The organism is Borrelia puertoricensis (assembly GCF_023035875.1).
Classification (GTDB): domain Bacteria; phylum Spirochaetota; class Spirochaetia; order Borreliales; family Borreliaceae; genus Borrelia; species Borrelia puertoricensis.
Genome location: NZ_CP075379.1, coordinates 487,473 through 502,323, shown reverse-complemented (window position 1 = coordinate 502,323; position 14,851 = coordinate 487,473). Strand labels below are relative to the sequence as shown.

Here is a 14,851-nt window from a genome sequence, read left to right as displayed (position 1 = left end):
CCAAAACCACTAAAAAATATCTATCTTATCTTCTTTTTTAAGATAAACATACGCCTTTTTCCATGAAGAAGTTTTTCCCTTACCAATAGGATAACCTTTCCTTGACACAACCATTTTAACCTTGCTCTTAACATTAAGTAAATTACATGATATTGGAGTAACATTAAAAAGCTCTTTAATCGCAGCGCCAATCTCTTTTTTATTTGCTTGCTTCCTAACCTTAAAAGAATAAACATTCATATTCTCTCTTTGAATATTAGTTTTTTCAGTAAGCATAGGTGAAATTATTATATCATAAGCTTTCATAACTCATCCTTACTATCCCTTTTATTTAACATAAAGCTCATTAAGCCCATTAATAGCAGACTCAAGCGCTATTAAATTTTTAGCATAAAATAAATCAACAATTCTAAGTCTATTAAAAGATAAAATCTTTAAATCTCTTATATTTCTTCCTGCTCTTTTAACCATTTGATCATCATTACCCAACAAAATTACCGTTTTACCATTAATATTGATAAAATTTTTCATTATTAAAGCAAGATCTTTTGTCTTTCCTGATTCAATAGTAAAATTTTCAACAATCTTTAATCTATCTTCTACAGATACACACAGACTAAGAACAGATCTAAAAGCAAGTCGTTTAACTTTCTTTGGAAGCTTATAACTATAGTCCCTGGGTTTTGGCCCTAAAGCTATACCCCCACCAACCCAAACGGGATTTCTCTTAGTACCAACCCTCGCACGTCCTGTACCTTTTTGTTTCCAAGGCTTCTTTGAACTACCCCTAACCTCAGACCTAGTTTTAGTTGAAGCTGTTCCAACCCTAAGATTGGCTAGTTCATTATTAATAGCATTATATATAGAACCATAACTAATATCTATATTAAAAACTCCATCCTCTAAATTTATAGTTCGAAGTTCTTGTCCATCCTTAGAAAAAACTTTTCTTTCCATACTAAACACCCACTTTTTTCGCCTTTTTAACAATAACAAAAGAACCCTTAATCCCTGGCACAGCTCCTTTTACCAAAATGGCTCTTTTCTCTTCATCAATAAAAACAACTTCAAGATTTTGAATAGTCTGTTGCTCTCCACCCATTCTGCCAGCCATTTTAGTTCCCTTAAAGGTTCTAGCAGGTGTAGTAGCTTGACCTGTACCACCAAGATGTCTATGAAACTTAGAACCATGCGAAGATGGACCACCGCTAAAATTATGCCTTTTCATAGCCCCTTGAAAACCTTTACCCTTAGTAGTACCAGTAATATCCACATACTTAATCTCTCTGAAAGCATCAAGTCCGATTTCATCGCCAGCATCATAACCCTTAAGACCCTTAAATTCTATCACATATCTCTTAGGTTCAACATTCTCTAAGTTTTTATACTGACCTCTTATAGGCTTTGAAATTTTAGAACTCCTAAGATCGACAGAACCCATTATCAGAGCATCATATCCATCTCTTTCTACTGTTTTTTTTCCTATAACATAATTGGGCTCAAATTCTATTACCGTAACAGGCACCACAACTCCGTTGCCTTGAAAGACCTGCGTCATGCCAACTTTTTTTCCAATCAATCCCAACATTAAAACACCTCAAATTCATAACTTAAAAAATCTATTTACTGCTTTATATCAACCTCCACTCCTGCAGGAAGCTCTAATTTCATTAAAGAGTCCATCAAAGCAGAAGTAGGCTCTAAAATATCAATAAGCCTCTTATGAGTTCTCATTTCAAACTGTTCTCTTGATTTTTTATTAACATGAGGAGAACGCAAAACAGTATATTTTTTTATCTTTGTCGGCAAAGGAATAGGACCTTTAATTTGTGCCTTAGATTTTTGAACAGCCCTAACAATAGACTCAGCACTCTGATCTAATATCTTAATATCAAAACTAAAAAGTCTTACCCGTATCTTATCTTTAGTAATCAATTTATTCTCCTAATCTTTAGAGATAACATAAACCTCTAAACCCTACACTATTCCAATATTTCAAGAATCCTTCCTGAAGCAACAGTTCTACCGCCTTCTCTAACAGCAAATTCAACATTCTTATCCATAGCTATTGAAGATATAAGTTCAACAACAATATCAACATTATCCCCAGGCATAACCATTTCTTTACCCTCTAAGCTAACCATACCTGTAACATCTGTTGTTCTAAAGAAAAATTGTGGTCTATATCCTGAAAAGAATGGTTTATGTCTTCCGCCTTCTTCCTTAGTTAGACAATATATAGAAGCTTTGAACTTCTTATGAGGAGTAATTGTACCAATAGCAGCAATAACCTGACCTCTCTCAATATCCTTTTTATCAACACCTCTTAATAAAAGACCAACATTATCTCCTGCTTGACCTTGCTCAAGAATCTTTTGAAACATTTCAACACCAGTAACGGTTGTCTTCCTAGTCTCTCTAATTCCAACGATTTCAACTTCTTGTCCAACCTTAATAACACCTCTCTCAATACGACCAGTAGCAACAGTCCCACGTCCAGAGATAGAAAAAACATCTTCAACAGCAAGCAAAAATGGTTTATCAATATCTCTTTGAGGAAGATCAAAATAATTATCCATAGTTTCAAGAAGTTCCTTTATGCACTTTGTAGCTTCAGGATCATTAGGATTTGACATAGCTCCAAAAGCTGAACCCTTTACTATTGGCGTATCACCAGGAAATCCATATTTTTCAACAAGCTCTAAAACTTCAACTTCAACAAGTTCAACAAGTTCAGGATCTGCTAAATCTAGTTTATTTAAAAATACTATTATTTTATTTATTCCCATTCGCTGAGCAAGAAGTAAATGCTCTTTTGTCTGTGGCTCTGCTCCACTATCAGCAGCAACCAACAATACCGCAGCATCCATCTGAGCTGCACCTGTAATCATATTCTTAATATAGTCAGCGTGGCCAGGACAATCAACGTGAGCATAATGCCTTCCTGCAGTTTCATACTCAATATGTCTGGCATTTATCGTTATTCCTCTTGCTTTCTCTTCAGGCGCATTATCAATATCTTCATATTTAAGCGCCTTAGCATCTTTATTTACCTTTGAACAATAAATACTAATAGCAGCGGTTAATGTTGTTTTGCCATGGTCAACATGCCCTATTGTACCCACATTCATATGCGGTTTTGTTCTCTGAAAGACTTCCTTAGCCATGAATCACCTCCCAAAATTTGTAATCTAAATCTTTATCTATTCTTCAAAACTTTTATTGTTAAGAATTTTATTTTGTTTATTTATAGAAAGATACAATAATCACACACTAAGTAAAACCACTATATTTACAAAAAACATAACTTTTTAGAAATTGACCCGATTTCCGTGTTTTTCTAAAAGAATTCTTAATAACTCCATTAGTTTACATATTATTTATAATATAGTCAATACATTTAACATTTTAATACAAAAATATTAAAAATAATCAACATCTCACAAATACACAATTGACAATCATAAAGATAATTTAAATCTTATTAAGAAAAAATAATATGGATATTAATATCTACCAATCATTTCATGCTTATCATTAAAAAGGTTACAATAAAATAACAATATGTCACAACACAATTTGGAACAAAGACTATTAAATATTTTTACAATATTCATTGTATCCATAACTACATCATGTATAAAAAACAATTCTATCAAATCAAAAGAAATTAGCAGAGAGATTACCCACATTATTAGCATAAAGAAAGATATAGAAAAAATTGAAATCGTAAAATTTCATACTAACAATAAAAACGAATTAATCATTACTCTTAAAAACAATAAAAAAATAGCTATAAAGCGGAATTCATTAGCAATTTTTAAGAAAGGAAATAAAATCGGCCATATAATTAAAGAAGGTCTTAAAGTAGGAGAAGAAAAAACCTTTAAATTAAAAATTAATATCAATAAGAGACAAAAAAATACATTTTATATATTTCTAAAACAAGATTAATTTATCAAGATCTATTAATGGTCAATTTTGTATGATTCCTCTACTTACCAAAACCAATTTATCTACTCTTGGGTTCTGATAAGATTAACATAAAACTAACGTAAAATGAAATGAACCAATCCGAATTTGAATATCGATCTTATTGTGTATTTTCCCAATATTTAGTAAAAGTCAAACATAACAAGATAATCAAAGCCACATAATTTGAGATTATAAAAGCATAACCCAGCGAATCTTCTATAATTCCAAAATATTGCAAAGCAAACACAGCCGGCAACCGAATCATCCAAAGACGAACACAAACAACAATCATAACAAGTTTTGTAAGTCCTGCACCTACTAATCCACCCAAAAAAACTTGTTGCAAACCAAATCCAATAGTTCCAATAACTGCCAACAATAAATAATCATTGGCATAATTAATAACTTCCAAATCAACCGTAAAAATTAATATTATATTTTTTTTTAAAGATATAATAAACAAGGCAACCGTAATCATTACTACTAAAGTAACAAAAAACCCTTTTTTTAAAATCTCCCCTACTCTCATTATGTTTTTTGCACCAAGATTTTGTCCAACAATTGAACTAACACAAGTACCAATACTCATTCCAGGAAGAAGTAAAAAAGAAATAATATTATTAACCATACCATAAGCAGCTAAAAATTTTGAACTAATCTGAAATACAACATAATTAAAAATTAAAAAAGACAGGGAAGCCATCACTTGTCCAAAAGCTGCCGGTAATCCCAAATTAACGACGTTTTTTATTACATAAACGTCTGGAATAATATCTTTAAAACGCACCTTAATTCCATAATTTAATCTATAAGTAAAAAAAAGATAAGATAAAACTGTCATTAATTTAGACAATAGAGTAGCCCAAGCAGCACCAGCAATGCCCAAGCCAAAAGTAAATATAAAGACTGGATCAAGAATAAAATTAATAACATTTGCAACCAAAATCAGCATCATTGAAATGACAGTCTCTCCTTGAGCATTTAATATGTACACAACGGAAACACTTAAAAACATTACTGGTATCGCATAGATTACGACATAAAAATAAGACTTTGTAAGTTCTCTAAGTTCACCAGTTATACTCATAATATCTAAAATTGCATCTATAAAGATTAAAACTAAAACTGCAACAAACAAAGACAATACAAAATTTAAAAATATTAATTGCCCTGCATATTTTGAAAACTTAGTAAAAGTTTCTTCTCCAATACATCTAGACATTAATGATAAACTTCCTATAGCCATTCCCATAGCAAAAACCATAATAAAGAAATTAATAGGACCAGTAAGAGATAATGCAGCAAGTGGCATAGCTCCAAGCTTACCAACATAAAACATATCTACAAGCTCATAAAAAGCTTGAAGAACATTGGTTATCACAATAGGAAAACTAATAACTAAAAAAACTCGATATAAATTGCCTTCTAATATTAATTTCCTCGTTTTAGCTCTACTTAATAACATAAAGAACACACCTTGCATTTTATTATACTGATAAATTATCCAACTTTATAAAAAAATGCTTTTATTGAACTTTAAAAAAATAAATAAAACAGATTAAGAAAATTACAAAAAACTTTTTTTCCATAAACACCAAAGATATACAAATGCATGAAACACTGTATTTTGTAATGCAAAACATATAGATTAATCCATAAATCTGGATAATACTAACAATAATATTTTTTATCTTGCCTTTCCTAAAAAGACAAGCCTGCTTATAATCAAATAAAAATAAAATTTTCACCTCTCTTCCACTCTAGTAATCTTTGCTCCTAAAGCACCTAACTTGACAACAACATTCTCATATCCTCTTTCAATTTGATAAACATTTTGAATACGACTCTCACCTTCAGCACAAAGAGCTGCAATAAGCAAAGACATGCCAGCCCTAACATCAGGAGAAGATACATTACTTCCCTTAAGAATGGTTTTTCCTGTGACCACCACACGATGGGGATCACAAAGGACGATCTGAGCACCCATTTTAATAAGCTTGTCTACAAAAAACATTCTTGATTCAAACATTTTCTCAAAAATAAGAACAGTCCCGTGAACTTGAGTCGCAGTTACTATCATTATACTCATAAGATCTGTTGGAAAAGCTGGCCAAGGCCCATCATCAATTTTGGGAATATGTCCCCCAAAATCCAATTTTACCCTTAAATCCTGTTTTTCTTTGACATATATATTTTCGTTGTCATACTCAAAATTAATGCCAAGCCTTGAATATACATGTCTTATTAAAACAAAATTTTTAGGATCAGCTTTATTAATCTCAAGCTCACCACCCGTTAATGCAGAAAGACTAATTAAAGAACCCACCTGCATGAAATCAGCCCCTATTCGAAATCTAGTGCCACTTAATTTTTTTACACCCTTTATTCTAATAACATTAGAACCAATACCAGAAATATCAGCACCCATAGAATTCAACATGTTACACAAATCTTGCACATGCGGTTCACATGCAGCATTAATTATCACAGTCTCACCAAAAGCAAGAACAGCAGTCATAATAATATTTTCAGTAGCAGTAACTGATGCCTCATCTAAAAACATACAAGCACCAACCAACTTATCTATTTCTAAAACAATCCGTTCACCCTTCATCAACCTAGCACCAAGCTTGCCAAGTCCATAAAAATGAGTATCAAGACGTCTCTTACCAATAACATCTCCACCAGGAGGAGCAATATCGATTCTACCACATCTAGCAAGCATAGGACCTACAAACAAAATAGAGGCCCTAACTAAATCCGTTAAAGAAGAATCTACCTCAGTCTTCACAACATTTAAAGCCTTAATTTTAAGAATATCACCTTCCCTTAATACTTCAGCACCTATGTCCTTTAAAATGCTTAAAATAACTTCTACATCTTTAATATATGGAATATTTTCTAAAATAACTTCTTCATCTGTAAGTAATGTCGCTGTAATGCAAGGCAAAGCCGCATTCTTATTTCCACTAGCTGTTATCTTTCCACCTATTTTAAAACCACCCTCTACAAGATAGCTATACATTATTACCTCCACACTAAACAAAACTTGTATACATAAAGCACATTTTAGAAAATCAAAAGTATATCTTTAAACATCATTACTATTCTCAAGATGACCATCAAAATCGATATATTCTCTTACAATTTCAACCATAACAGCTTTACCATTATCAATCTCAACTATAACACCATTAAAGCCAAGTCCATCCCAGGACTCAGTAAATCGATTATTCAAAAAACCTCTTAAGAACTTATCTATCTCAAATTTAGGCTCGTATCCAATCACACTATTTAGACTACCAACTCTACCAAGATCAGTAATAACTGCAGTAGTATCAAAAATCCTAAGATCTGCTGTTAATATCCTCTTACCAATACCTAAACAAGCACTAACTCTAGATTTTAGATAAAAAAACATAGCATTAACCTCTGCTGTAGTATTTGAATCAAAAAGCACAATTATATTATTAGTGTGTAATTTAATTTTTTCGTAAAAATAATCAAAAGCAAAAAAAGGATTATTAAAATTATATTTTGTAATTCCCGTCTGTCCAACAAGTCTAATTACGGCAATTTTACTACCACTAACACTGTAAATAAAATAAGAGCAACCTTTTAATTTGGTAGGACAATTTAAAGGTTTTAAAATAAAATTATATTTATCTAGTTCATCACTCAGTCCAGATCTTACAAACGCGTTTTCTCCTAAAGTTAAAACATCTACACCATACTTTTTTAGCAAAAATGCATGTCTCTTACAAAGACCTCGAAAACCTGTAGTAAAATTATTACCAGATATCACAAAATCAATTCCATTTTTTTGTCTAAAAGAAGACAAAAAATTCTTTATCACAACAATGCCAGGCTTACCTACAACCTCCCCAGCAATCAAAATCCGCAAACTCACGAAATCCTCTCTCTTTATTTATCCAGATTAAAAAACTTAGAAATAATATTTTTTAAAATAATACTTGATAAAACATAGCTTATCACAATTGCAATAATAATCATAAAAAAAACTAAAACAAGCTGAAAAACAGACGAAACAATAATATTTAGTTTAGCAATAAAAAGAAATTCAAGAAAAAAAACAAAAAACATTAAAGACAAATTAATTAATGAACATAAAATAAAGTATAAAATCTTCATAAATTGGTACTTTGATTTTTGACAAACAAATCGTAAATTATAAATAAAGTTATTCCTATAACAACATAACTATCTGCAAAGTTAAAAGTTGGCCATCTCTGAAGTCCAAAAATACCAAAAAATTTCACATCCAAAAAATCTACAACCCCTAACGGTCTAAAAAGTCTATCGATAATATTCCCAATACCACCAGATAAAATCAATACAAGAGCAATTCTAGCTATTTTATTAGTTTCTTTCAAAGCAAAAGAAAAAACAAAAATCAAAACAATAATAGGAATTATAAGAAAAAACAAATTCTTCAAGCTAGGATCAATATTAGAACCTATTGAAAATAAAACACCAGTATTTCTTACATGTATTATTTTAAAAAAATCTCCAAAAAAAGATAAATACTCAGCTCCAATTCTGATATATTTAACAACTAAATACTTAGACCATTGATCAAAAAAAACTAAAATAGAAATAAATATAAAATTGTTAATTAATCTGCTTCTATTTATATTCATATAAAATCCTTATAAATTAGTATTTCTTAAAATAAAATTAACCTCTAATTTTCTCTTACTTCTAAAATATTCCATCAATTTCATTAAGCCAAATGTTTCGGTAAAATAATGACCAGCAAATATCAAATTCACACCATACTCTTCAGCTAAAGAATATATCTGATGAGAAGTATCCCCTGTTATAAACAAATCAACACCATGCTCCAATGATTCCTCAAAAAAAGAATACCCAGAACCACTAACAATAGCTACCTTTTCAACATATTCTTTAAATTTTTTGTAATAAAGAATATGTTTATTATGAACTTCAAATTTTTTTAAAATCTCAGAAAAATTAAAACCAGCAATAGAAATAATACCTAAATTAATCCCCTTATAATTTGCAAAGGGAATAGGACTATGGAACCCAAAAAAATCAGATAATACTCTGCTATGAGAATAAACAGGATGAGCATCCATCGGTAAATGAACACAGTAAAGTGATAAATCATTATCAATAAGCCATTTAACTTTTTCATACATCCCAGAAACAATTTTTTCCGATTTTGACCAAAAAATACCATGATGAGTTACTAAAAAATCATAATCTTTTGCCTCTCTTAAAGTTGTCATACTTGCATCAACAGCAAAAGCGACTCTTTTAACCTCAAGCTCTAAATTACCCACTTGAAGTCCATTAAGACTCTTATCAATATTCCTGTAATCCTTTACTTTAAATATTTCATCCAAATTAAATGATAATTCTTTAACAGTCAAATTAAGTTCTCCAAATTGCAGCGTAACTTCTCTTGCCCTTAAATTTTCTATGGGAATAAAGATTGCAATTACAATAAGTGCACAAACCTGAATCCTCAACATCTAAATTAAAAGTAGAAATCAATCCCAAATTAAAATTGGCATTGTCAAAATATATTTTATCATCCTTTTTATAAAAAGACATATCTAATAACTTTTTACTAAATTTTAAATTTATTTCTGATAAAAACTCTGACGAAACCTCATAACAACATAACCTATTATAAGGTCCAAATACAATTTTTAAATCCTCAAAATTTGAACCCATACTCTCAAACATAAATAACATTTTCAAAATAATAAGCTTAAAACTACCCTTATATCCACTATGAGCAAGTCCGATATATTTTTTTGATTTGTCAAAAAAATATATCGGAAGACAATCTGCATAATAAGCAAGAAGGGCAACATTGCAAGAAGAAGAGACAAGCCCATCTCCCTCCTGAAAATTAACAAAATCATCAGAAACTTCATAAACAACATTAGTATGTAACTGTTTTAAATATTTGACCTTTTTATCTTTAGGAATAAAACTTAAATTATCAATACTAATATCTTTTATATCTAAATCAAAAGGTTTTTTAGTATAGATCAATTTAATGCTAGGATCTAATTCAAACTCATAATAAAGTTCATTCTCTATTAATCTCATAATCTAAATTCTTCACCTAAATAAAGCCTTTTAGCTTTTTCACTATTTATAATATAATCAACATTTCCCTCATCAAGCACCTGTCCTTGATAAATAATATAAGCCCTATCTATTATATCAAAAGCATCTCTTACATTATGATCCGTAATTAAAACTCCAATATTCTTGCTTTTCAAAATTCTTATTATATCTTTTATATCTCCAATAGCAATAGGATCAATACCTGCAAAAGGCTCATCAAGCAATAAAAAGTATGGACTCACTGCTAAAGCCCTAGCTATTTCAGTCCGCCTTCTCTCTCCACCAGAGAGAGTATAAGCTTTTTGATGTTGTATTCTCTTGATTTCAAAGTCTTTAAGCAAATTTACAAGTTCCATTTTACGCTCAGTTTGAGATAAATCTTCTCGCCTCTCAAGAGCAATTAAAATATTATCTTCAACTGTAAGCTCCCTAAAAATAGACGGTTCTTGTGGCAGATACACAATTCCTAGCCGTGCCCGCTCATACATGTTAAGACCAGAAATATCATGACTATTTATCAAGACACGTCCACTATTAGCTTTAATAAAACCTACAATAGTATAAAATGTTGTAGTTTTCCCAGCACCATTTGGACCAAGCAAACCTACAACTTCACCTCGATGAACATCAATGGTCACACCATTAACGGCTAATTTTTTTCCATATCTCTTAACAACATTATCTGCCTTAAGAACAATATTAGTAACAGTGTCAAGGCTAAGCTTTTCTTTTATTGACTTTATGCTATTTTTTTTGTTGAGGAACATCTCCCTCCTCTTGAGTAAATTTACCTTCAACATCACCCTCAAGATTATATTTTTTGGTTTCTGTATTAAAAATTATCCTTGAAGCAGAATAATAATTATCATCTTGATAAATCACTGGAACACCTTCAAGAACAATCTCTTTCTCTTCCTTATTATAAATTCCGTTCTCAGCTCGTGCAAAAATATCACCTTTATATATCTTAACAGAATACTGCATAATATAAACACTTGTCTTACGATTACCTTCTATTCTTTCGGCTTTAACAATAAGTTCATTTTCCAAATCTTCAAGCTCAACACCTTTTTGAAGATAAAAATTATCTAATTTTCTATTAACAAATAAAAATTGTGACTTAACATTCATTTTATTTACATAATCCTCATAATAAACATTGCCACGGGCCTCAATATAAGCACTCCCTTCACCATAAATTTCAATCTCATCAGCTCTAAGCTTAAAATCAGAAGAAATCACCTCAGGATTTCCTTTTAAAATAACTCTCCTATAAACAGAAGAAAAAATACCATGTGAAAAATCCGCTCTAAAAGTAAATTCATTCTTTTTATGTACATCCCCTTCAGTCTTCAATTTAGAAGACTTACTGAAACTCTTTTCATCTTGTGCATAACTACTTAAAAAAGAAATACAAACCAAACAGATAACTAAACTTTTCATTTTACAAGTCCATCAATACCAGAATAAAAATAAAAATTATTATTCTTCAAAAAATATGAAAAACCCTTTCCAGTTATATTACTCTCATCAAATCTAATAAACACTAACTCATTTGGAGGAGATAATAGTTTTTTGTCATTATCTTTCCATAAAAGCCTATTGGTATTAATAAGATAATAGTTATTCACATCTTCTATTTTTAACTCCACAGAATCCTTTATATCTAAATCTTTAGTAACATGAGAGCCTTCTAAATTATTAAATCTACCTGAAATCCGATTTTCCAAAGCATGATACAAAAATCTTCCATTATCAATTTTATAAATTTTGTAATAATTAAAATAATTAAAGCTTAAAGCTTCCAATATAGTTTGCTTCTTTCCACTTACAACGTTATGATAACTAATCCCTAATATTTGTATTGAAGGGGTTTCTTTTGCAGCGCTTGTCCTACCAGAATGCTCATCGTAATCAAAAGTACAATTTAAGAAAAGCAAAATCGACAAAAAATAAAACAAAACAAATCTCATCATACAAATCCTTACACAAGATTATAAAAAGATGTATTTTAAGATTTACAATTGAAAAATAAACACCAAAACCTCAACGCGACTCTCACTCATCAGATTTAAGTAATTATTATCCACATCTGTTAAATCTAAAAAATCTATAATACAAACTAATCACAACACATAAATTTCTGATTTTCTTTAAAATAGTTCATTTTTATGACTACTAAAAAATACTACAACAATTATGCAATACCCCTAAAAATTTTTCACTAAAATTTCTCTTATACTGACACGTTTAATTGGATTTGAATTAATAAATCTTTTCGCATCAACAAAAGTAACATTATAGTTTTTATATAGTTCAAGACTAGACGCAGTATTAGAATTTGAAAGTAAGAACTTAGCCCCTTTTTTGTCTATTTTGTCACAAAATTGTAATAATTTTTCATGCATTCTAAAATCAAATCCATACTTACTATAACTTGTAAAATTACTTGTTTTGGAATAAGGAATATAAGGTGGATCAAGATAAACAAAATCATCTTTTTTTATAAAATCAAGTAAACAAAAAAAATCTAGATTTAAAATCTTAACCTCCTTTAAAAGCTTAGAAGCCAATTGTAAATTTTTAATTTCATAAAGACTAATTTTTTTATGTTTACCAAAAGGAGTATTAAATCTCCCATTACCATTTTCCCTATAAAGACCATTATAACAAGTTTTATTTAAATAAAGAAAAACACATGCCTTTTCTAAATTAGTCAAATTCCCATTATTAAAATTATTTCTAATATGAACATAATACTCCTTAGTCAAAGGAGCATTATTATATTTCTCAATTTCTAACAGAAAATTATCTAAATTATAGGCAATTTCTCTATAAAAATTAATCAAATTAGAATTTATATCATTAATAATTGAATTTTTTAAATTCAAAGCAAAAAATAATGCTCCTCCGCCTATAAAAGGTTCGATATAATTATTAAAAGCAAGAGGAATATTGTCTAAAATAGAGCTCAACAAATTTTTCTTACCACCAGCCCATTTCAAGATAGGCCGTATTGCAATGTTCATATCAACATTAGCCATAATAATGTTCAAACTCATCGTCCCTTTTATAAGTTAAAATTTCATTTTCTTTAAACCAAAGGGATACTTCACGAAAAGCATCATCAACATTATCAGAAGCATGAATTACGTTGTAAACTGAAAATTCCTTCTCATTTGCATAGTTAAAACTATGATAAGCAAAATCACCTCTAATTGTCCCAGGAGACGCCATCTTTGGTTCTGTAGAACCACAAAATTTTCTAACGACTTCAACAGCCTCAACACCTTCAACAACAAACACAAAAACTGGAGAACTTATTATAAAATTAATCAAAGACTGCCAAACAAACTCACCATGCCTTACAGCAATATCATCATATAAATAATGTGCCTGAGCCATTTCTCTATTAACTAAAATCATCTTAGCAGCCACAATTTTCAGTCCCGTTCTTTCAAATCTAGAAATCACATTACCAATCAACCCCCTCCTAACGCCATCAGGTTTAATAATACATAAAGTTCTTTGTATTAAAGTAGACATAAAAACCTCCCAATGTTTTCAATACAATTCAAGTTAATTATAAGACATAACTTATTAAGTTTATAAACATAAATTTCAAAAAAAAATATAGAAAAAATAATCTATTTTTAAAAAATTTAATTTTTAAAAATTAATACATCAATATAAAAACATGTCAAAGTATCTTACTGTGTTATTAAGCTTAAAAAAAATACACTTACAAATAAGTTTAATATTTAAAACGACAAATTAGAAAATTAAAACTAATACTTCAATAATATAAAAAATCAATTGAAACACTTTTTAAAAATTATAAAAATAAATACCTAAGCTTACATTTTAAGTCTTAAACGAAAAGCCCTCAGAGTAGTAATTTTATCTGCATTACTAATACTACCTCCAACAGGAAGACCAGATGCTATTCTTGTAACATTAATATCTAAATTCTTTAAAATGTCTCTAATATAATTTGCCGTCACATCACCTTCAATGCTGAATTCTGTAGCAATAATCACTTCTTGAGCCCCAAGTTTCCTAACATAATTTGCTAATTTATCAAGATTTAGCCTATTTGGACCAATATCTCTTAAAGGATCAAGATGACCATGAAGCACAAAATACAATCCATCATATTCTCTAGTAGACTCAATAACCTCTAAGTCTTGCGGCATCTCTACAACACAAATCATATCCTTACATCTACTTAGATCCATACAAATATTACAAAATTCTCCCTCAGAAAAATTATAACAATTTTTACATTTTCTTATACTAGAATGAAACCTAATTAAAATTTGTCCCAAAGCTCTTGAATACTCCTCACCATTATACAAAATATCATAAACCATTCGTACTGCTGTCTTTTTACCTATACCTGGCAACTTAGAAAGTAAAACAATTAAATCTTGTATAATCAAATTTTAAATCCCAAATGGAATAGAACTCATTGTTTTTGACTTTATCTCTTCCTTAACCTTAGAAATAGCATCATTAAAAGCCGATTTTATCATGTGCTCAAGGGCCTCATTATCTAAATCACTAAAAAATTCTTCCTTAATTGAAACTTTCTTAACAACAAATTCTCCATTCATCTCAACAATGACAACATCGCTTCCTGCTCTTCCACATACAACAATTTGGGATATTTCTTTTTTAAAATTATCAATATTATCTTTAAATCCTGACATATTCTTTAAAAAATTTAATGGATTTACTGCCATAT

Annotated in this window: 19 protein-coding genes; 1 reads left to right on the top strand and 18 read right to left on the bottom strand. The window is 29.8% G+C overall.

The genetic code is table 11. The features are described 5' to 3' along the window. Positions 1 to 9: 9 nt before the first annotated feature. From rplW to tuf, 5 genes are read right to left on the bottom strand one after another with little or no spacing between them, the layout of a single operon-like run. The gene (gene rplW, locus bpuSUM_RS02415; RefSeq protein ID WP_247065631.1) at positions 10 to 306 is read right to left on the bottom strand and encodes a 50S ribosomal protein L23; all 297 of its coding nucleotides are present in this window, start codon (positions 304 to 306) and stop codon (positions 10 to 12) included. A 21-nt stretch (positions 307 to 327) separates the two neighbouring features. Beyond that, positions 328 to 957 (bottom strand): 50S ribosomal protein L4, encoded by a 630-nt coding sequence (gene rplD, locus bpuSUM_RS02410; RefSeq protein WP_247065630.1) that lies wholly within the window; start codon positions 955 to 957, stop codon positions 328 to 330. Position 958: 1 nt separating this feature from the next. Then, the gene (gene rplC / locus bpuSUM_RS02405) at positions 959 to 1,588 is read right to left on the bottom strand and encodes a 50S ribosomal protein L3 (RefSeq protein ID WP_247031922.1); all 630 of its coding nucleotides are present in this window, start codon (positions 1,586 to 1,588) and stop codon (positions 959 to 961) included. Between the two features lie 35 nt (positions 1,589 to 1,623). Beyond that, complete coding sequence (gene rpsJ, locus bpuSUM_RS02400; protein WP_247065629.1) at positions 1,624 to 1,935, bottom strand: 30S ribosomal protein S10; 312 nt, start codon at positions 1,933 to 1,935, stop codon at positions 1,624 to 1,626. A 47-nt stretch (positions 1,936 to 1,982) separates the two neighbouring features. Further along, a complete protein-coding gene (tuf, locus tag bpuSUM_RS02395) occupies positions 1,983 to 3,167 on the bottom strand; it encodes an elongation factor Tu (protein WP_247065628.1) in 1,185 nt (394 codons plus the stop codon). Between the two features lie 412 nt (positions 3,168 to 3,579). Here tuf and bpuSUM_RS02390 point away from each other — a divergent pair, with 412 nt between their 5' ends. Beyond that, on the top strand, positions 3,580 to 3,954 hold the full coding sequence (locus bpuSUM_RS02390) for a hypothetical protein (protein WP_430644644.1): 375 nt from the start codon (positions 3,580 to 3,582) through the stop codon (positions 3,952 to 3,954). Between the two features lie 139 nt (positions 3,955 to 4,093). Here bpuSUM_RS02390 and bpuSUM_RS02385 read toward each other — a convergent pair whose 3' ends face one another. From bpuSUM_RS02385 to bpuSUM_RS02325, 13 genes are all read right to left on the bottom strand, one after another. Then, positions 4,094 to 5,440 (bottom strand): MATE family efflux transporter, encoded by a 1,347-nt coding sequence (locus bpuSUM_RS02385; RefSeq protein ID WP_247065626.1) that lies wholly within the window; start codon positions 5,438 to 5,440, stop codon positions 4,094 to 4,096. A gap of 279 nt (positions 5,441 to 5,719) precedes the next feature. After that, the gene (gene murA, locus bpuSUM_RS02380) at positions 5,720 to 7,000 is read right to left on the bottom strand and encodes a UDP-N-acetylglucosamine 1-carboxyvinyltransferase (protein WP_247065625.1); all 1,281 of its coding nucleotides are present in this window, start codon (positions 6,998 to 7,000) and stop codon (positions 5,720 to 5,722) included. Positions 7,001 to 7,066: 66 nt separating this feature from the next. Beyond that, positions 7,067 to 7,885 (bottom strand): TIGR00282 family metallophosphoesterase, encoded by an 819-nt coding sequence (locus tag bpuSUM_RS02375; protein ID WP_247065624.1) that lies wholly within the window; start codon positions 7,883 to 7,885, stop codon positions 7,067 to 7,069. A 238-nt stretch (positions 7,886 to 8,123) separates the two neighbouring features. After that, complete coding sequence (gene lspA, locus bpuSUM_RS02370; RefSeq protein WP_247065623.1) at positions 8,124 to 8,636, bottom strand: signal peptidase II; 513 nt, start codon at positions 8,634 to 8,636, stop codon at positions 8,124 to 8,126. Positions 8,637 to 8,645: 9 nt separating this feature from the next. Then, positions 8,646 to 9,392, bottom strand: coding sequence for a Nif3-like dinuclear metal center hexameric protein (locus bpuSUM_RS02365; RefSeq protein ID WP_247065622.1), 747 nt, complete (start codon positions 9,390 to 9,392; stop codon positions 8,646 to 8,648). Position 9,393: 1 nt separating this feature from the next. Further along, on the bottom strand, positions 9,394 to 10,083 hold the full coding sequence (pgeF, locus tag bpuSUM_RS02360) for a peptidoglycan editing factor PgeF (RefSeq protein WP_247065621.1): 690 nt from the start codon (positions 10,081 to 10,083) through the stop codon (positions 9,394 to 9,396). Then, positions 10,080 to 10,871, bottom strand: coding sequence for an LPS export ABC transporter ATP-binding protein (lptB, locus tag bpuSUM_RS02355; protein WP_247065620.1), 792 nt, complete (start codon positions 10,869 to 10,871; stop codon positions 10,080 to 10,082). The genes pgeF and lptB overlap by 4 nt, the downstream gene beginning before the upstream one ends. Next, positions 10,849 to 11,547: an LptA/OstA family protein gene (locus tag bpuSUM_RS02350; RefSeq protein WP_247065619.1), complete on the bottom strand. Its 699-nt coding sequence runs from the start codon at positions 11,545 to 11,547 to the stop codon at positions 10,849 to 10,851. Before bpuSUM_RS02350 ends, lptB begins: the two co-directional genes overlap by 23 nt. After that, positions 11,544 to 12,080 (bottom strand): hypothetical protein, encoded by a 537-nt coding sequence (locus bpuSUM_RS02345; protein ID WP_421622716.1) that lies wholly within the window; start codon positions 12,078 to 12,080, stop codon positions 11,544 to 11,546. Before bpuSUM_RS02345 ends, bpuSUM_RS02350 begins: the two co-directional genes overlap by 4 nt. Positions 12,081 to 12,314: 234 nt before the next feature. Beyond that, on the bottom strand, positions 12,315 to 13,166 hold the full coding sequence (locus tag bpuSUM_RS02340; RefSeq protein WP_247065617.1) for a DNA adenine methylase: 852 nt from the start codon (positions 13,164 to 13,166) through the stop codon (positions 12,315 to 12,317). Beyond that, entirely contained in the window at positions 13,141 to 13,650 is a 510-nt protein-coding gene (locus bpuSUM_RS02335; RefSeq protein ID WP_247065616.1) for a nucleoside-diphosphate kinase, read from the bottom strand. Before bpuSUM_RS02335 ends, bpuSUM_RS02340 begins: the two co-directional genes overlap by 26 nt. Positions 13,651 to 13,961: 311 nt before the next feature. Next, positions 13,962 to 14,546, bottom strand: coding sequence for a recombination mediator RecR (gene recR, locus bpuSUM_RS02330; protein WP_247065615.1), 585 nt, complete (start codon positions 14,544 to 14,546; stop codon positions 13,962 to 13,964). A 3-nt stretch (positions 14,547 to 14,549) separates the two neighbouring features. Beyond that, positions 14,550 to 14,849 (bottom strand): YbaB/EbfC family nucleoid-associated protein, encoded by a 300-nt coding sequence (locus bpuSUM_RS02325; RefSeq protein ID WP_247065614.1) that lies wholly within the window; start codon positions 14,847 to 14,849, stop codon positions 14,550 to 14,552. Positions 14,850 to 14,851 lie beyond the last annotated feature (2 nt).